Consider the following 19217-nt stretch of genomic DNA (forward strand, 5'->3'; position numbering starts at 1 on the left):
AAATTGGGGATAATGATGAACCAAACCACGGATTTGTTAGCGCAATCATCAGTCCAATCATCTTGGCAAGTGTATGGCGCATCCAGTATTGGTAAATCCCATATCGATAGCAACCTGCCCAATCAAGACAGTATCTATTTGCAAAAAACTGAACACGGTATGGTCGCTGTGGTATGTGATGGGGCGGGCTCAGCAAAATTTAGCCAAGCGGGTGCAGCGTTTTTTAGTCAATCGATTGGAAAAATGCTGCTCAGTCTCAATGTTAGTCGCAGTGTCAGTATCAGCGGCACTGCGTTTGATTTAGGACAACTTAAACAGCAAATTATCGAGCAATTATTACAAATACGCCTCGACCTGCAGTCACAGCTGCCCGCTGAATCGAGCCTAAGAGACTATCACACTACCTTTACTGGGCTACTCATCCATTCTAATCATCAAGCCGTATTGGTGCAAATCGGCGATAGTCCTCTCATCACCAGCCAATTTGTTGTCCGCCGTCCTCACATTGATTATTTCACCAACTTGCAAGTATACGGGGATGATAGCAAGAATGAATACGTCAATGAGACGCATTTTATCACCCAAGACAATTGGCAATCCTTTTTAAGGGTTGAGGCAATCGATTTATCGCAAGTGGATTGCCTTGCACTGATGTCGGATGGCTGTGCGGACTTGGTATTTGAAGGCGCAAGTATTACGCCCAAAATTTACCGCCCTTTTTTTGGCAACTTGCTATTTAATTTAACCCAAAGTCAAAGCTCACAGCAGGGCAGCGCGATTATTGAACAGGCGCTTGGCAACCCTGCGACCTATCGATTAACCGGCGATGATAAATCCTTGGTGGTGTTATTAAAAAATCAACCGCATTATCAAAGCCTTGAACCGATGGTTGAGGTACAAAATGAAACCCTAGAGAATGACACTATAGCGACTGCACCAAACAACCCCACGGTTTGGCATGCCGATGCTGCCAATCATAAAAATACCCGCGCCACTAGCACGCCTGATGGCGTAGTCTTTAATGACATAACCTCCAATAACATCAATAACATAGCGCTTACCCCAAATCCGCACTCTGACAGTGTTGTACAGACTGCTCCTGCAACGCCAGCTGCCACAGCGTCACAGGTGTTGCCCCCTTCGCAGTCCGTCAGTGACTCAACCAGACAGCGGCGTAATACTGCTATGATGGCTGGCGCCGCGATGCTCATTGGCACAGGTATATTGGGCTGGATAAATAAAGATCGATTGCTGCCCACACAAACTGTCAGCAATGCCAATACTGCGGCATCGGTGGCGAGCACAACGCCCACCTCGGCTATAACGCCCCCACTGACCGCGCACGCACTGGGTGATTCCTATGCCATTGACTTGAGCAAAGTCGCAACGGTTACCGAAATTGGCAATCCGAGCGATGATCCCATCTTAAAGGTAATAATAGCCAGCCCGCAAGGTGGGTCTATCGATGCCATCGAGCAAAAATCCAAACCAACAAGCAGCGCTAAAACTAAAAACGACAATAAAAACCAAAACAAAAATAGGGTTAATCAGCCATTATTATCCGCCACCGTTACCACGGTGGTCGCTAATAAAAACCCAACGGCTGCAACGGTTGCCAGAATTGCCAGTGGCGCAGCGAGTACCGCTTTGCAAAACCAACATACCGAGACCGAGGCTACTTTGACCGACTCACAATTTAACAATCATGCTATCAAACTTGCGGCTAAAGCAAGCTGTTTGCCAGTTACCGATACCCATGATTTGACAAATTTAGGGGTCACCATCCAGCCCACCATGCATTACTACAACTGCCAAATTAGCTTGCCTATCAAATCGATGACGAGCCAAATAGCTGGGTTAAGTAAAAAGACGGAAATCTTGGATAGTCTGACGCTTGACAAAGGGTTATCAGAAATTTTAACCGGCTCTACCACCAATACCGCAGCTATCGCCTCATCGGTTACGGGTTTGCCTGCTAGCATGGTCAGCGATTCTAGCGGCAATCAGCAAATACAGCTATACTATTTGGGTATTACTGAGCCAGTAAATCATATGAGTGCCATTGCTAGCACTGAGTTAGCCGCTTTACCCACCTCATCTGCCAATCTGAAGAGATAGTCCATGCCGTATTTAATTGCAAACAATCAGCGTATCACCATTGATTTGCCTATCTCTCATGAGATCGGCTCTGGCGGTATGGGCATTGTCTACCGTCTTGGTAATCTGTTAGGCACGGGCAATTTGGTGGCAAAAATCTTTAAAAATCCCACTGATCCCAAAAACCCTAGCCTTGCCAAACTACAAGCCATGATGGCGCGCCCGCCTGAGCATATTTATGAAGTGATTAATGGGGTAGGGTATACCCAGTTTGCTTGGGTTAGACATCTGATTGTCGGCGAGCATGATGAGCTCATTGGCTACGCCATGCCAGAGCTGGATTTTGATAGGTCGTTATCGCTCAATCCTTTTATGTACCCACGAGAGGCGGCAAAACTGACTGCGTATCAGCAGAGTCTCAATTATCGCGTGCAGCTGTGTGCCAATATTAGCGCCTTGATGGCGGACTTACATAGTCATGGGCATGCCTTTATTGATTTTAAAGAAGCCAATATGCGCCTAATGCCAGAGCCAAACACGGGCATGGATGATGATTATAAAGGCTTTATCGTTGGGTTTATCGACTGTGATAGCTATCGTATTACTGCCAGTGATGGCAGTGTTTATCCAAGTCCTGTTATATCCCCTGAAATGACCAGTCCTGAGTATCATGAACACAAAGATATTGGTTTATTGGATGAAAAACACGACCGTTTTGTACTGGCGATTGAGCTGTTTAAAATTTTAAACAATGGTATTCATCCATTTTATTTTATCCCTGTGTCAGACCGATTAAAAAATGCCGCCCATCGCAACACCGACCAATTTATCAAAGAGCGGCTATATGCTTACGGCTTGCAGCCACAGCCACAGCCAGAGATTGCACCGCTAAAAAATAGCATTCATATGTGTTGGGATGACCAAACCCGTGCAATGTTCGATAAAGCGTTTTTATCCACCCATCCAACTGATCGCCCAAGCGCCGCCGAGTGGGAAAACCATCTACGCGGATTGGTTCAACACCGCCAGTTTAAAGTGTGTGAAAATTATCCCAATGATGCCAGCCACATTCATTTTGTCGGTAAACCCTGTCATCGCTGTCTGTTTCTAACTGTACCCAATAACCCGTTAACCACGCCCGTACCCGCAATCAGCGCTGTAGCGACAACCAGCGTCTGGCAGACCACGCCCACCCATGCTTCTGTAGCGTCCACTGCCGCAAATCACCCAAGTCAGCAGCCAAGCGCGGCTTTGAGCGGTTTGATGGATGATGAAACATTGGCAAATAATCGTCGGCTTGAACAATCGCTCAATACTCAGGCTAACAGTCACACGGGCATACCGAGCCAACCCATCAATGTAATCAATGCAAATGTAGTCAATGCAGTGAATGCAGTGAATGCAGTCGACGACGCTAGCCAAACACCGGCGACTCATTCAATGGCGATGCCAGATACAATGGCAGATGCGATAACGGAACCTGCGCATCACACTGATACTACAGAGGCGACAGCCACTACGCCACCGCATACCACTGCCACCGGTGAAGTATCTGTCAAAAAGCCCTATAAAGGGTGGTTGATAGCGATGATTGCTGCCCTAGTGGCAATCGGTGGCTATGGCGTATCAAGGTTAAAATCCGCTTCAACACCCACAACATCACAATCAGCCACTACCAATCAGTCCGATAATACCAAAGCGGCAAGTACCGATGACAATCCACAAAAAAAACCAAAAAGCCAAAATAGTTACACTACCATCATCAAATCGCTGCCAACAGCAAAAGCCACTATGACGCAAGCGCTTAAAGCGCAAAATGGCTTTTTTTCTTCCTCGTCGCAAACTAGCGTAGCCAAGCTGTATCAAGACACGCTCGGTATTAGCCCTGATTTTTTTGATAACGTAGTCAAGGTGGGTGAGTTTGCCGAACCATCGCTCAAACAGCTGCAAGAGCTTGGTTACAGCCAAGATATCAATGCGACAAAGCAATACTCGCTTGAAGCCTTTCGCAACGCGGATATGGGCTATTTTAAACAGCAGCCCATGAATAAAACGCTCGCCAAACAACTCAATGAAGCGGCAAAAAGCTATTACTGGCGCAAAAAAGACCCAAAAGCCGCCGTTTATCTTCAAGCACAAGCAGTGAAATATAATCCTAACCAAGGCGAATATGTCGCCAATTTCGCTTATTATTTATTTAAAAATAACTATCCTTATAGCAAATCTTTTTTGCTTTATGCGCTACAAACGCCGCGTGATAGCAGCAAATATCCCAACACTTATATGATTGAATTGGCAGCGGCAATGGCACTGCAAGCGGGTGATGACAAAGGCGCAGTGGGGTCGTTATTGGCACAGTTTTATACCACGGACGATCAACAAAAACGTTGCCAAAACATGTTAAATTATCCGCAAACCTATCCAGAACTGGTACCCATCGCCGAGAAAGTATTAGCCATTATCGACCAGCAAAACAGTAGCGGCGCCAATCCTGTGCCCGCTGAGTGCTTGCCGCCATACAACTGGGTGGTTGGATCGTCAAATTAGTTTATCAAATTGAAAATATGAAAATAGGGTAGTAAACATCTATGATTATTGTCTGCCAACAATGTGGTCAAAAATTACCAAAAACTGCGGTTATGTGCCCAAATTGTGGCAATCGTCAGTTTGCGCAACAATCTGATAATCATACTCAGCCGCAGCAAGCAAATTCGTTTGTACAGTCAAGTGGCTATAATGCCCATGACGGTGCCTATACCGCGCCTCAGACCTCTCAGCTGACCCAGCCAGAACATTCTACTTGGCAAAGTTATACGCCAAATCCATCTGCAGGCAATTATCAACCGACCGATATGCCGCCTATTCAGGCTAGTCAACCTATGCAGCAACCTGCTCAACCAATCTATGCACAGCCTAACCCTAACTATGAACATCCTAATTATGAACAGCCTGGTATTGCTCAGGCGTCAAATCCACCCGCAGTGCAACCCCAACAACCTAGCCAATACCCAACGCCCACTAGCAATCAGCTGCCTTCGACCGCGCTGCAGACTCGTAAGCCGGCTCATACCATGCTGTATGCAGGTTTTGTGCGCCGCGCATTGGCGTATCTGTTTGATTTAGCGTTAGTGAGTTTATTATTGGGATTGGCTTATCAATTACTGTTACCGCAGCTTTTACCGCAGCTTGGCATTCGTGGGTTTACCGATCAAACGCTTGCCTTGATAGCGTATGGATTTTATTTGTTTTATATGACGTTATTGACCTGTTTGGGGCGACAAGCAACGGTGGGCAAGGTGATTATGGGTATGTGGGTGTTTGGTATGCAGGGTCAACGGGTTAATTTTTTCCATGCGCTGATTCGAGAAACGCTCAAACTGATTTTGCTGCCATTTAGCTTTTTAATGTGGTTTACCGCCCGTAAACAAACGCTGCATGATTTAATCGCACGCACGGTGGTGTTATATGACCCCAATTAATTTTTAAACAGGGATAACAATAAAAAAGTTAATCAATTTGGAAAACCCCATGCTAAACATAGTGAGTCGTACAAAAGCCAGCAAAAAACCCAACGCCAAAGCGCAAACGTTGAGCGAAATCATGATTTTAGCGGTGGTATGGCTCCTGTTAATTGGCGCATTTTTACTAGCAGATTACGCCCATTCGCCCAAACTGCAGCGTTATCAACTCGAATTGATGAGCTATACTGAAGGCATCGCCAAACCGCAACTGCTCAGCAAATATTGTGGCGACAACGTCATTACTAATCTGTATGACAACCGTAATGACCCCAATTATGGCATGACTCAAGCCTGTGCTCAAGCCAGTCAGCCCACACAATTAATGAGTGAGGCAAAGCAACATTTTGCCAAAACCCAACAAGCTTTAGCGGCCGCATGGCAAGCCCAAGGCAAACAGCAACGCCAAACCGAGCTGGTTGAAAATGAAACCGAAGTGAATTTGGGTGGCGATAAACTCAGCAATCGCCAAGACTGGCTACACCTTAACGCTAGTGGGCAACTCGATAGTTTAAACAACCTAATGGCGCTGAAAACCGATAAATTATCCCCCGCCGACCAAGCCAATTTTGCGGTATCATTGCTTGCAGTTGCCGATGGCAATCGACGTTTTGCCTACAATCGTCTGTTTAGCAATCAGCCTAGTATTGCCAAACTGTTAAATCAATCAGCAAATGATGTTGCCAGTATCTATGACGCCAATAATAACCAACAAAAAGCCCTGCAAGCGAGCAATTTACTGCCGTTAATTGGCACGCCCACCCATTTGGGGATGCTCACTCAGGTGTGTATTTGGTCATGGGTGACGTGGGGCTTGCTATGGCTGTCGCGGCGTAAGCATTGGCTGGAAGTATTACCGATAGCCATCACCGTGTGGGGATTGGTCATTGCGGGTGTTAGCCATACAGTGATATTGCCGATGATGGTGGGGGGCGTGCTGTTTTGCGTTGGTGTGCTACTGAGTGTGTTAACGATTTTTTCACCCATGCGTCGGTTGATGGAAAAATTCCCTGATAACCGTGCCATGCTGTCATCCGCGTGGATTTATCCGTTGTTTGTAGGCTTTGCCACCTTTGGCTTGATGATTTTATTTGATTTAAGCACCCGTAGTTATTTGTCACTGCGTTATATTTTTCTCAATCATTTCAAAGATTTGTTTTGGTGTTTTGTGTTTATTAGCCTGGCTCGCCCGATTAGCAGTTTGGTTAGTTGGGGGCTTAAAACCCTCATTGCCAATAACTTACTACACAGCAGTTGGGGCAATGTTAAATCGGCAATGACTAAAGCGCGTGTGTGGCTGCTTGCCTTTGCGGTGGGTTATTTGGGCTTGGCAGTGTTGATTCACAGTGACAGTGCGAAAGTCGCTGAATTGTCAAAAATTTGGCTGATGGTGTTTTTGGGCGTGTTTTTGGCCATTAACCAACGCGGCTTGATTAATCATCTGTTCTTTCGCTCCAAAAAAATGACGCTGCTGCTTGCTTTTGCCGTGGTTTTGCCGTTTATCGCGCTGGGTATTGCCAATGAAAAAGGCACCATGCTGGTATTTTTGTTTTTGTTTACCTTTTTGGTAGGCGTGGCGCTATCTAACAAAATTTTCCAAATGGGCGGGCGGGGTTATATTTTGGGCGTGTTGTCGAGTACCGCGATTTTGCTTTTGCTGATGATGGTATTGGTGAATTTAAGCGGGTTTGATGCGCGTACTGCCGAGCGGGTCAATGCGTGGGTCAATCCGTTTGTGGCGAGCAACGATCAGATGGCGATTTTGCATTGGTTTCGCGATAGTGTGCCAATGATTGGCTATGGGTTTGGCGATATTCCGTGGTGTGGGTATCATTTGTCGGGCTGTCAGGGCGTGCCGCTACAGATGCAAAGTGACTATACGATTACCTCGGTGATGGCAGTGGTGGGTATCGGGGCAAGTGTGGTGCTGATGATGGTGTATTTTGCGTGGCTTGCGTTGATGGCACGTCAGCAGATGGCGTTCGCCAGTGAGCAGATGAAATCACGGCTGTTGTCGGGCGGTTATTTTTTGCTGGCGTGGGTGATTTTGCTGTGGGTGGTGATTACGGTGTTTCAGGCACTTGTCACCATTTCGGGGAATTTAGGAATTTTACCGCTGACGGGGGTGACGTTGCCGTTTTTAAGTTATGGCACCAGTAATTTATGGCTCAATAGTATTATGCTCAGTTTGGCGCTGTTTCAGCCAAAGTTGATGTTGGACGGCAATAAACCATAAACCGTATGCTCAATAACTTATCCAATCGTAGAAACGTCAAATTTTAGTAAGGCTTGCAAAAATTAAAGGTTCAAAATGACCGAAAATCAAACCCCGAAAGACGAAAGCAGTCAAGAAACTATGAACAGTGGCAAGTTAGAAACTGTCAACAACACAGGTTCTGACACGCTGTCACAGGACGAAAATGTCGCTGATTCAGTAGATGTTGAACAAATCACCACGCCTGCCAATGCCTCCGACAATACGCAAGCAAGTGAAACAAAAAATACTAACAAAAAAATCAAAAACGACGGTAAAGTTGCCAGTTTTCGGGTTTCTCAAGCGCTTTACAAAACCATTTTGACCAACTTACAAGTGATTTTGGTGGTGTTTGTTGTCGGTCTTATCGGTTGGCTGGCGTGGTATCTCTCGCCCTTAACCGCCTCAAATACCACGTACAATGCAGAGGCAAATGAAAACGCCGTGTCACTTGTTGTCGATAATCTGGGTATGGCGGATGTAATCAACCAAGCCAACAGCCAAAATACTAATACCCAAAGTGCAAACGCTAATCTATCAAGTTCGGTCAACGCCACGCCTGCCAAAACGTGCGATTTAACTCAGCCCAAAAACCAAGCCCGTTTTACCGACAGTATCAACCGAGTCAATCAAAGTCTGCTCAGCTTGTATCAGCAAAAACGTCTAGCCAACCAATACCAACTGCAAACTGCCAGCCTTTGGCAACAAGCCTGTGAGCAACACATCAACGAAGACGCGTTAGCCTTTGCGCTAAAAACGCTTGCCAGCCCTGAGCGATTGTTGCAGCTACAATGGCGAGAACAACAGCCCAATCGCCGCAATCAAAACGACCCCAATGTCGCCCATATGCCAACCAATTGGCTCACCCAAACCAACCCTTGGTATGGGCTGCCGGGCTGTGTGTACATCAAAACCGCCAAAACGGCGGACAATCAAACAGGCTACCTGTACGTCGATAGTCGTGGCAATACCATGACTGACACAGGTGACGTTGACCCATTAACCCAGCTTTGTAATAACCCTAGATTGATTCCGATGTCGGTCAAATCGTTGACGGTTAAACCATTGACAGGGGCGGCGACTTTGCCCAATGCACCAGCATCTGACCCCAACAATGCTTTTAATAAAGCCAAAAACGATATTCAAAACCAAGCCAATGGCGTGCTGCAAACCCTCCAAGACAAACCCACGCAAGACCCGAAAAAACGGATTGCCTCCACTAGCAAAACCGAGGTTGCTTTACCGACCAATCTAGGGTTGATGTATAGCGAATTGTCCAACATTCACGCCAGCCATTTTGACCGTCAGTTATTGGACGCTTATCAAAGCTACCAACAAAAAAATGATCAACGCAGCTGGTGGCAAAAACTCACGGCGCCGCCAATCAATAGTATCAATGTCGATGGCTCAGATATCAAAATCGGCTACAACATGGCGTTGACCCTGGATCCCGCCGTACAGACCACCGCCCAACAAGTAGCGGATTGTGTCACCAATAACCCCAATGGCGCGGACTGTAATAGCGTGCTATCGCCTGCGTTGCAAAATGTCGCCAATGGCATGTATGAGAATGCCTTGGTACGCAGTATCGGTATCGCGGTGATTGACGTCAAAACCCAAGGCGTGCTTGCCCTTGCTAGCGCTGATTCCAACTGCTACCGTGCCGATAATGGCGATACCACGATTAAGCCCACAGGTTGCCCAATACTGTGGAAAAAAGACTGGAGCAAGCAAAATCTCATGAACCATGCGTTATACCAAACCGTGTACCCAGGTTCGACCGTTAAAACCGTACAAGCATTGGCACTGGTACGCGCCAATCCACGGTTTAAAAATATGCAAACCCCTGAAGCCCGCTATCTCAAACAAGTGATAGCAAGCTCTTCTACCGAAAAAGTGGCGAATTTTTTATATTGTCAACGCACAACCAGTGCGATGTCATTGCAACGTGACCGACAAGGCGTTTGCCCAGGTATGCCCGCCTTTAAAAAAGCCAGTGATGACATGGGCTGGAGTGTGAATTGTGCCGATAAAGGGGGAGTGAATTGCGGATTTAAAGATTTACTGTTTGGTAAAGCCTACAATAGCGACCCGATGCTACAAAGCCGCTATTTTTCAGGTGTACTGCTCACCGATGGCAAGCAAGATTACACCACCAAACAATTGCAATTTACCGAAAGCCAAGTGGCAAGCTGTGTTAAAGCCAATGGCGGACGTATGAATGGGGCGTGTCGTCAAGGGGGCGATATGCTTAATGCCAGCATGAACCAAGTGTTTGGCGCAGGTAATGCCAAAACCTCGGTACTGGGTGTGTCGGATATGTTTGCCAATCTGCTGATTGCCGATAATGGCGCGACCCAACGTCGCGGCGTGCATTTGATTGAGGATTTGTGGGGCGTCAATCAAATTCCGCTGCGTCCTAAAGCCTGGCGAGGCGAGGCCCAAAGTCAACAGACATTGATCACAGCTACCAGCCAACTCGGCGCCATGCCGCTGGGCATTAACCAATCTGACGCCCGTGGTGCGCTTAATTTATTATCAGGTACGCTGCTAGCGGGCACAGGGTTGGGCGGCGGCAACGGCACAGCTTTTGCTGCCTGTAACCAAGCGATTGGTAGCTGTGCTTGGACACAGGGCGTGATGGTGGGCAAAACAGGCACGCCCGGCTTTAACTATCCAACCACACAAAACGGTCGCAGCTTTTATACCCCCAATGTCACCGTCAGTATGGTGGCAAATCTGTGTAATAATATGGACATTCGTGCAGGCAAAACTCAGCCATCGGTGGCGTGTTATGCTCGTCCGTATAAATGGTTTGTGTATGGGCTAAAAGATAAAAATGGCAAATGGGATAAAGCGGTAGCGGTATTGGTTGAACGTAACTGGACTAAAAATGGCTTGGTCGATGACCCTCGCGATGGCATTAACCGAGCGGTACAGGCAGGCATGGTTTTAGCCAAACAGATGTATCAAAGCTCAGCGATTAGCCGTCCTACCAGCGCCAACCCACGGGCTGATTCAGTGGCTAGTCCAGTAACTGATGCTACGCAAGCTGTTAAAAAAACACAACATCAATAAAAAATTTAACCATTAAGAGTAAATTATGGCTTACATCACTACCAACCACCGTTTTATCATTGACGACAAACACCCAAGCGATGTGTTTGATGAAATGGAAAATTTCTTTAGCCTATACACCACCGCCATTGATGACTTACAACGGGTGAGCGTTCAGCTCTCCGTGCCGACGAGTTTTGATATCACTGCCAATAAGAAACTGGCAGAAAGCTACCGACACTTTACCCAATCGCTCAAATACACCATGCCTGATATTCATATATTGCCGATTAAAACCCATGCCGCCCAAACAGCGGATGACGACGACACAGCCAGCGAAGCAGATAATTCGGTTATTTTGCTGATTCAACGGCTTGACGGCTATACCCTAGATGACGAAGACGAAAAACCCAGTCTATATCCCAGTCTATATAAAAGTGTGTTAGGGCGACTGATTCCACGATTTGCTGAAGAAAAATCTGCTACAGGACACTACCCTGAACGCGCCCCAATCACCTTGCCTGAGCCTATCGGGCAACCAGCGCCTTTAGCCCCGATACCTGTTTCGCCACAACCACAGCCTGCTCAAGCTTATCAAATTCCTGTGCAACCAACAATACCGCCTACAACCCCCAATCCAGTGCCCGCAGTTGCGCCGATGCAGTCGCCGCTGGTGAATACCGAGCCTACACCACATAAGCCACAACCTACGAGGGTGCAACCGCCAATTCAAACGCCAACAGCCTCGCCCAAGCCGATGGTCACTGTATTGCCAAACATCCAAAAATCTGCCAAGCCGTATCAAGATTTATTGACCGATGCGATTATGGCAGCGGCGAAACAATTAGTGGATAAATCCCCAGTCATTACTCAAATCACATTAAAATCCAATGATGGACTGACAACCGCGATGGTGGAACAGTTATTTAGCAGTTTTAATCATGCCCACGAATCCACCCATACCCCGCATGATGCCATTGATTTGGTATCTTACGGTTATGAAGTATTAAAACCCAAGCTTGCCACAATTGGGGTAACTTTGTCCGACGAAGCGCAATTTGGGCTAAAAGCCAAAGTGCAAGCCACGCCAACTGATATGGCACGTTTGCAAAAAGGTGAAGTGTTTAGCAATGAGATTAAACTGGGTGTTAAATTCATGACTCAGGCACAAACTCAGGAACAGCCAAACTCAAATCATCATATCCTAGCAAGCCCGCCCGATTTTAGTACTGCTAGTACTGCGCCACGCCAAGCGCAAAGCAAACTGTCGCAGTTGAACCAAAATCTACAGCAGATTGTTTTGACCATAAAATCTGTGGATGGGCTAGGGGAGCGCCAACAAAAAGTACGCGAGTTTCCGATTGTGTTTGCCAGTCGCGAGGCACAAATCGCGCATGCCTTACGTCTATTTGCCGCCAATGACCTAAAGCCTGCCAGTGGCGTGTATTTTGCGATTGTCGAATCTCAAGGACAGCTGCTGATTGATGAGATTGATTCCAACATCAGCATTACCCGAAACGGTCAACCCATCAAACAACATGATGTTTTGCTGCCCAATGATGTGCTAAGCATTAATCATGCGAATCATGCGATAACTGTGCAGTTGTTGTTAACCCATTAAATGGGCTTAAAGTAAAACGACATCGATAAAGTGATTTTTTAAGATGATAGATTTAATATGATACAGCGCGGCATAAAACCCAGTAAGTTATATTTACCCCATGATAAGTCGTTTATGGGTGGGCGGCTTATCGATTATTTGGCAGCGCATTTTTCCCATATTAGTTTGGCAAACTGGCAACGACGATTTGACAGCGGTTTAATTAGCCTTGAGCGTGGTGAGCCACTTAAACAAGATTCGCCCTATTTGGCAGGGCAAACCATCTTGTACTATAGGCAGGTTGAAAATGAGCCTATCATTCCATTTGAGCCCAATATTCTTCATTTGGATGAACATTTACTGGTGGTCGATAAACCGCATTTTTTACCCGTTACACCGTCAGGTCACTATGTCAGCCAAACCCTACTAGCCAAATTAAGAAATCATCCAGACTTACAGCAGTTAGCTGTGAATGATATTTCACCCTTGCATCGGTTGGATAAGGACACGGCAGGCGTGATGTTACTATCGGTTAATCCAAGTAGCCGCGCTTGCTATCATGCGCTGTTTGCCGATAGACACGTACACAAAACTTACCACGCCATAGCACCGACTCGCAGCGATTTAAGTTATCCTTTTCACATCCGTTCCAGACTTGAGCGTGGCGAGCCGTTTTTTTTGACCAAGACCGCCCAAGGTGAGCCCAATGCGCACACTATGATTGAATTGATTGAAAATAACGGGGCGTTTAGTTTATACCGATTAACCCCGGTGACGGGCAAAAAACACCAGTTGCGGGTGCATATGGCAAGTTTAGGTATGCCGCTGTTAAATGACAATTTTTATCCCACTGTCAAGACTCAAGGTACAACCGATTTTGAAAAATCGTTAAAATTGCTGGCAAAATCCATTGCGTTTATTGACCCATTGACTAACGAATTAAGGGATTTTAATAGTAATTTGAGTCTAAATTAATCCAAAAAACAAACGGACTAGAGATAAAACTAAGTAAGGTAAGGTAAGTTATGCAAATGAATGATTTTTCACAGGCGATTAATGTGCTACAAGCACGTTTTGGCAATCAATTATCGACCAATTTAACCACTCGTGAACAGCACGCCCATACTATGAGCTGGCTACCCAATGAGCCTGCCGATGCTGTTTTGACCGCTCAAAACAAACACGACGTCGCCGATGCCGTCAAAATTTGCAACGAGTATAAAATGCCTGTGATTGCCTTTGGTGTTGGTTCATCGGTAGAAGGTCAGCTTAATGCCCCTCATGGCGGATTGTGCATTGATATGTCTGCGATGACCGAGATTTTGCAGGTCAATGAAGCGGATTTGACCGCCACCGTACAGGCTGGCGTGACTCGTGAACAGCTCAATCATCATTTGCGGATGACTGGGCTATTTTTTCCCATTGACCCTGGGGCAAATGCCACGCTTGGCGGTATGGTCGCCACTCGGGCGTCTGGCACGAATGCGGTGCGTTACGGTACGATGAAAGATGTCGTGCTGTCGCTTGAAGTCGTCATGCCAAACGGTGAAATCATCCACACAGGAACACGAGCCAAAAAATCATCGGCAGGCTATGATTTGACACGGCTGATTATCGGCTCGGAAGGCACGCTTGGTATTGTGACCGAGATTACGGTGAAACTGTTTGGCGTGCCAGAATGCACAGGCTCTGGGATTTGCCATTTCCCAAGCATTGACTTGGCGTGTCAAACAGTGATGACAACCATTCAATACGGCTTGCCAGTGGCTCGCATTGAGCTACTCGATGCGGTGCAGATCAAGGCATGTAATGCGTATTCCCAATTAACCTTAAAAGAAATGCCAACCTTATTTGTCGAATTTCATGGCACAGAAAATGGCGTAAAAGAACAAGCCGAATTGTTTGCAAGTATCATTGCTGAGTATCAAGGGCAAGACTTTGCGTGGGATACTGCCGAAGATAAGCGTAAACAACTTTGGACGGCTCGCCACAATGCCTATCACGCCAGTCGAGCGTTACGCCCAGAATGTGGCAGTTTATCGACCGATGCGTGCGTGCCAATCTCGCGCCTTGCTGAATGCGTCACCGAAACGGTCAAAGACATCGAAAGCACAGGCATGCTTGCCCCGATTGTCGGTCATGTGGGCGATGGCAATTTTCATGTGTTGCTGCTCATCAATATGAAAGAAGAAAATGAAGTGAAAACCGCTGAAGGCATTTTACATCGCCTAGCCGAGCGAGCGATTGACATGGATGGAACTTGTACAGGTGAGCATGGGATTGGGCAGGGTAAACGTAAATATATGGATAAAGAACATGGCAATGCGATTTATTTTATGAAAGCGATTAAAAACGCCATTGACCCAAACAATATCATGAATCCTGATAAAATTTGGTATTAATTATTGATTTCATTATAATTTAATCATATTTTTGAGCTGTTCACTGGCAAGTTTGACATCTTTTTGCCCCAAAATTGCAGAAACGACCGCCACGCCGTCAATCACACCACTAGTGGACGTGTCGGCAGCTTGCAGCGCTTGTTGTAAGGCGGGCAGGGTGGTGTGATTGATACCACCAATGGCGACAATCGGAAGCGTTACCGCTTGTCGTATTTGCGTTAAGCTCGCTATGGTAACTGTTTGGGCATCTTGTTTGGTGGATGTGGCAAACATCGCGCCAACGCCCAAATAATCTGCGCCGTCTGCTTGCGCTTGGATGGCTTGCTGGGCGGTGCGCGCGGAAACACCAATGATTTTATCTTTGCCTAAAATTTGCCGAACCACGCCACACGGTAAGTCACTTTGACCGATATGCACCCCATCTGCTTCAACGGCTAGGGCGATATCGACACGGTCATTAATCAGTAATGGCACGTTATAGTGGTGGCAAATCGCTTTGATACGCAGTGCGCGCTCATAGAACTCTTTGCTAGCAATCGCTTTTTCTCGAAGCTGCACCAATGTCACGCCGCCCAATATCGCTTGTTCAACGGCTTGTTCAAGCGTCTGCTGTTGCAAGCAATTGCGATCTGTGACCAAATACAGCTGATAATCAGCACGGTTAAGCATCATGTTTGCCTTCCAATGTCATATTGACATGCTCAATGCCGTCCTCAAGGTAACAGTCACCTTGTATACAAAAGCCGAGCGCTTGATAAAAGTGGATTAGATAAGTTTGAGCGGCGATAAAAATCGGCTGGCTAGGGTAGTATTGCTGGCAAATTTCAATGGCTTTTTGCATCAAATCACGCCCATAATGGTGACCGCGAAAATCGCCAACCGTTAACACGCGACCAATCGCGACATAACCCAAATAATGATAATCAGCTGGGATAATCCGCGCATAACACGCCAGACTATTATCAATAAAACCCTGTAAATGCCAACACACCAAATCTGTGTCGTCAATTTCTAGATAGGCGCAGTGTTGCTCTACAACAAAAACCTCACAGCGCGCCTTAAAAATGGCATACAAGGCTTGTGATGATAACTGTGGCAGCGAATTGAGTTGAAACGTTAGCATACGAATAAATCAAACAGATTGAACATCAGTATTATTTTAGGCTGGCTTGGCTGTCGATAGCATGCCATTTGACCATTTTTTTACCCAATAACGGCAAGCAAAATGAAGGCAACTGATACGCCCCAATCAGCGGTAAAAACATCGCACCCATAAATGGCGTGGTGATGGTATACGCTAATAACACATTGCGGCCACCGCACGCCAACGCAGAGATAATGGCGTTTTCATAGCCAAAGCGGCGGTATAAAAAATAGGCAGAAAAGTAAAATACTAACGACAAAACGGTGCCCAAACCAAACAAGCTTAACGCCTGCATGGGATTGGTATCAAAGGTATGTCTAAAGCCCGACATCAATCCAAGCGGAAACATCATCAGTAGAATAATGTTAAACTTAGCAATTTTTGGATAATAAATATCGAGCGTATCACGGGGAATATATTGGCGTGCCGCGACCGCCAAAATCATGGGAGCGATAATGTAAATTAATAACCGCTTAATATACAGTACAAAGTCTAAATGGGCATCCTTGCTGCCAAGTAACCACAATATCACCAGTAAGCTAACAGGCATCACCAACGTGGCTGTGATAGTTTTTGCCATGGCTAGCAGTGCATCAAAACCAACTGCATTCACAATAGCGCCCGTACCAAATAGCGGTGCGGTGGCTGACAGACCCGCGATGGCCAACAACAAATCACCACGGACACCCAGTAAATAAGCAATCAAGGTCATCGCCAAGCTTATCAGCGCACTTTGGAACATGGCAAATCCCCAAACATATTGGGTCGTCATACGTCTAATCAGCTGGGTTTGGTCAATGCCCAACAAAGTAAAAAACATCAAGAAAAATAAAATCTGCGGCAGAAGCCCAAGGACAAAATGCGACACGTGAGGAAATATAAATCCAATCACACCAAACAATGGCATAAAAATCGTACTGTGACGGGCAATAAATCCAATCATGATAAATCCTTGGCGATTTTAATGATAAACAAACAAACGATAAATAAATAATTGAGTTAGCATACTACTCATTATTGATTGATAAATGCAAATGGTTTTGCTGCTAATTATCATTTCAGCATTAAATTAATCACTGTGCCATATATACCATTTTTGACGCCGATAGCTTTTATTTCGCATAATGTATATTATGTTAAATAAAATAATTCAAACTAAACTCTAACTGACACTCAAACCTCACCATGTCTGCTAACGGTCTTTTACCGCTTGCAATGCGTTATCAAGATTTTGATTCACTGTCTTTTCTATCAGCGGCAAAAAACTCTTGAATAAAAACCCAAGCTTTGCTTGCATATCAAATACTTTATCATCCACTGTTAACGTACCTGTCACACCGGCACGAGAAAAGTTGACGCGTATTTGCTCATCACTGCGCACTACATCGCAATGCATTTTATAGTCTTTTTCTGCTGAGACAATCCAGTCTTCGGTTATCTCAAAGGCTTGCGCTTTACTAATGCCATGCTCACGATGAATCACAAAATTACTCATACTTTTCTACTTTTTTTCTACGCTGTCTTGGGTTTTTAGCTATTCATTTTTAGTGGTCTGCGTTCGCTTAATCTAGGTTAGCCCTTCAAAACACGTGCGGGTCACGATAGCGATAATCTCATCATCGTCATACAGCTGCGATGAGCGTAAAAACCCCAGTACAGGGTCACAAGCTCTGGCATATAAGGTGTATAAAATTGCCAGTCCTGGTATGTTGCTTTGCAACTTGCCCTCTGCTTGCGCTTGCTCAATCCATTCACCGATGCTATCTGACAACATGACCAAGTTGTTAGTGTAATCATCATTGGCAATTAGCAGCTCGCGCAGCTGGGAGTTCTCACTCGGCAGATTCGGCATTTTTTGCGCCAGTTTTAGTCGCATTGCCCACTGTGTCAGCGCTTTTAGCTTATCGATGGCGGTTTGTTCGGTCGCGTTTAGCTGATTGATGACCTCAAGCGCTTTATGCATGATATCAACCAGCGCCGCCATGCCTAACGCTTCTTTACTGGGAAAATGCCGATACAATGACGCCTTGGCAATGCCCACCGTATCAGCAATCTCATCGACGGTCATCGCGTCATAGCCTTTGGTGGCTAACAAATGGTTGACTGTTTCAATAATCAGCGACTCACGCTCTAGCATCATTCGCTGTTTAAACGTTAACTTTTTCATCACAAGTTTCTAATGTTTTTCAGGTTTCTAATATTTATGAGGTTAAAAATTAGCTAATATTATACTACAAATGTTTTTATGATACTTATTATTTGATTATATACCAATAATTATATTTTTATACTAAATAGTATAAAAACTATTGCCAACCATCGGCTACTCTTTTATAGTATGCGCTAAGTCGTTTTCAAAATTTTGTATTGAGTTGTTATATTGAGTCGCTATGATGCCAACCCCCAATTCCTCAAAGCCTTTATCCATCGTCATTACAGGTGCAACCTCAGGCATCGGTTTACAGTTGGCGATGGACTACCTAAGCCAAGGTCATGAGGTGTATACGGTGGGTCGAAACAGCAATGTTTTGCACACATTGGCAACGATGGGTGCAAAAACGATTCAGCTTGACTTAACCGAGTATGATGCCGTGATGCAAGCTTTTAGCGACATTAAAACGCTAGATTTATTCATTGCGGCGGCGGGTATTTGCGAATACATCGACATGCCAAACTTTGATTCGCGGTCTATCATGAGGGTGATCAATGCAAATTACGGCTCGTTGGTGCATGCCATTGAAGCGCTACTACCCGCCCTCAAGGCAACTAAAGGTAAAATTGTCACCGTTGGCTCTGCTTCAGCTTTGGTGCCCTTTGTGCGTGCAGAGGGATATGGTAGCTCAAAAGCGGCAATCCATTATCTGAGCAAAACCTTGCAAATGAGTCTGCAACCTTATGGGGTGAAAGTGGCTTTGGTAGTACCGGGCTTTGTCAAAACACCGATGACGCTGCAGAACGACTTTCCAATGCCTTTTTTGCAAACCGTACAGCAAGCCAGCCAAGCCATTCAACAAGGCATTGCCAATGATGATAATGTCATTGAATTCCCGCAGACATTGGTACAGCCCTTAAAGCTGTTGGCGCAGTTACCTGATGCAGTATGGCATTTTGTGGGTTCAAAACTTTCTCATACGACTTAATCATT

At 45.8% G+C, this 19217-nt stretch carries 14 protein-coding genes; 9 read left to right on the forward strand and 5 right to left on the reverse strand.

What is annotated here, in order from left to right:
* Positions 1 to 12: 12 nt before the first annotated feature.
* The 8 genes from LAJ61_RS11070 to LAJ61_RS11105 all read left to right on the forward strand — a co-directional run bounded on the left by LAJ61_RS11070 (position 13) and on the right by LAJ61_RS11105 (position 14928).
* Complete coding sequence (locus LAJ61_RS11070; RefSeq protein WP_224053971.1) at positions 13 to 2118, forward strand: PP2C family serine/threonine-protein phosphatase; 2106 nt, start codon at positions 13 to 15, stop codon at positions 2116 to 2118.
* 3 nt (positions 2119 to 2121) lie between these two features.
* The gene (locus LAJ61_RS11075; protein ID WP_224053972.1) at positions 2122 to 4644 is read left to right on the forward strand and encodes a hypothetical protein; all 2523 of its coding nucleotides are present in this window, start codon (positions 2122 to 2124) and stop codon (positions 4642 to 4644) included.
* Between the two features lie 41 nt (positions 4645 to 4685).
* Positions 4686 to 5576: an RDD family protein gene (locus LAJ61_RS11080; protein ID WP_224053973.1), complete on the forward strand. Its 891-nt coding sequence runs from the start codon at positions 4686 to 4688 to the stop codon at positions 5574 to 5576.
* A gap of 49 nt (positions 5577 to 5625) precedes the next feature.
* Positions 5626 to 7851 carry an FtsW/RodA/SpoVE family cell cycle protein gene (locus tag LAJ61_RS11085; protein WP_224053974.1) on the forward strand — a complete coding sequence of 742 codons (2226 nt, stop codon included), beginning with the start codon at positions 5626 to 5628 and terminating at the stop codon, positions 7849 to 7851.
* A gap of 75 nt (positions 7852 to 7926) precedes the next feature.
* Positions 7927 to 10947: a penicillin-binding transpeptidase domain-containing protein gene (locus LAJ61_RS11090; protein ID WP_224053975.1), complete on the forward strand. Its 3021-nt coding sequence runs from the start codon at positions 7927 to 7929 to the stop codon at positions 10945 to 10947.
* Between the two features lie 25 nt (positions 10948 to 10972).
* Positions 10973 to 12547 carry a hypothetical protein gene (locus tag LAJ61_RS11095; protein ID WP_224053976.1) on the forward strand — a complete coding sequence of 525 codons (1575 nt, stop codon included), beginning with the start codon at positions 10973 to 10975 and terminating at the stop codon, positions 12545 to 12547.
* Between the two features lie 57 nt (positions 12548 to 12604).
* Positions 12605 to 13501: a pseudouridine synthase gene (locus LAJ61_RS11100; RefSeq protein ID WP_224053977.1), complete on the forward strand. Its 897-nt coding sequence runs from the start codon at positions 12605 to 12607 to the stop codon at positions 13499 to 13501.
* Between the two features lie 56 nt (positions 13502 to 13557).
* Complete coding sequence (locus LAJ61_RS11105) at positions 13558 to 14928, forward strand: FAD-binding oxidoreductase (RefSeq protein ID WP_228744260.1); 1371 nt, start codon at positions 13558 to 13560, stop codon at positions 14926 to 14928.
* Positions 14929 to 14940: 12 nt separating this feature from the next.
* Here the strand turns inward: LAJ61_RS11105 and thiE are convergent, their stop codons facing one another.
* The 5 genes from thiE to LAJ61_RS11170 all read right to left on the reverse strand — a co-directional run bounded on the left by thiE (position 14941) and on the right by LAJ61_RS11170 (position 18239).
* On the reverse strand, positions 14941 to 15600 hold the full coding sequence (thiE, locus tag LAJ61_RS11110; protein WP_224053979.1) for a thiamine phosphate synthase: 660 nt from the start codon (positions 15598 to 15600) through the stop codon (positions 14941 to 14943).
* Entirely contained in the window at positions 15590 to 16051 is a 462-nt protein-coding gene (locus LAJ61_RS11115) for a GNAT family N-acetyltransferase (RefSeq protein WP_224053980.1), read from the reverse strand. Before LAJ61_RS11115 ends, thiE begins: the two co-directional genes overlap by 11 nt.
* 31 nt (positions 16052 to 16082) lie before the next feature.
* Complete coding sequence (locus tag LAJ61_RS11120) at positions 16083 to 17015, reverse strand: lantibiotic ABC transporter permease (protein ID WP_224053981.1); 933 nt, start codon at positions 17013 to 17015, stop codon at positions 16083 to 16085.
* 249 nt (positions 17016 to 17264) lie between these two features.
* Complete coding sequence (locus LAJ61_RS11125) at positions 17265 to 17567, reverse strand: polyhydroxyalkanoic acid system family protein (protein ID WP_007115308.1); 303 nt, start codon at positions 17565 to 17567, stop codon at positions 17265 to 17267.
* A gap of 72 nt (positions 17568 to 17639) precedes the next feature.
* The gene (locus LAJ61_RS11170; RefSeq protein ID WP_310586014.1) at positions 17640 to 18239 is read right to left on the reverse strand and encodes a TetR/AcrR family transcriptional regulator; all 600 of its coding nucleotides are present in this window, start codon (positions 18237 to 18239) and stop codon (positions 17640 to 17642) included.
* Positions 18240 to 18462: 223 nt separating this feature from the next.
* On the opposite strand from LAJ61_RS11170, the gene LAJ61_RS11135 reads away from it, so the two are divergent.
* Positions 18463 to 19212, forward strand: coding sequence for an SDR family NAD(P)-dependent oxidoreductase (locus LAJ61_RS11135; protein ID WP_224053982.1), 750 nt, complete (start codon positions 18463 to 18465; stop codon positions 19210 to 19212).
* Positions 19213 to 19217 lie beyond the last annotated feature (5 nt).

The sequence above is a fragment of the Faucicola osloensis genome, assembly GCF_020041925.1.
Classification (GTDB): Bacteria; Pseudomonadota; Gammaproteobacteria; order Pseudomonadales; family Moraxellaceae; genus Faucicola; species Faucicola osloensis_D.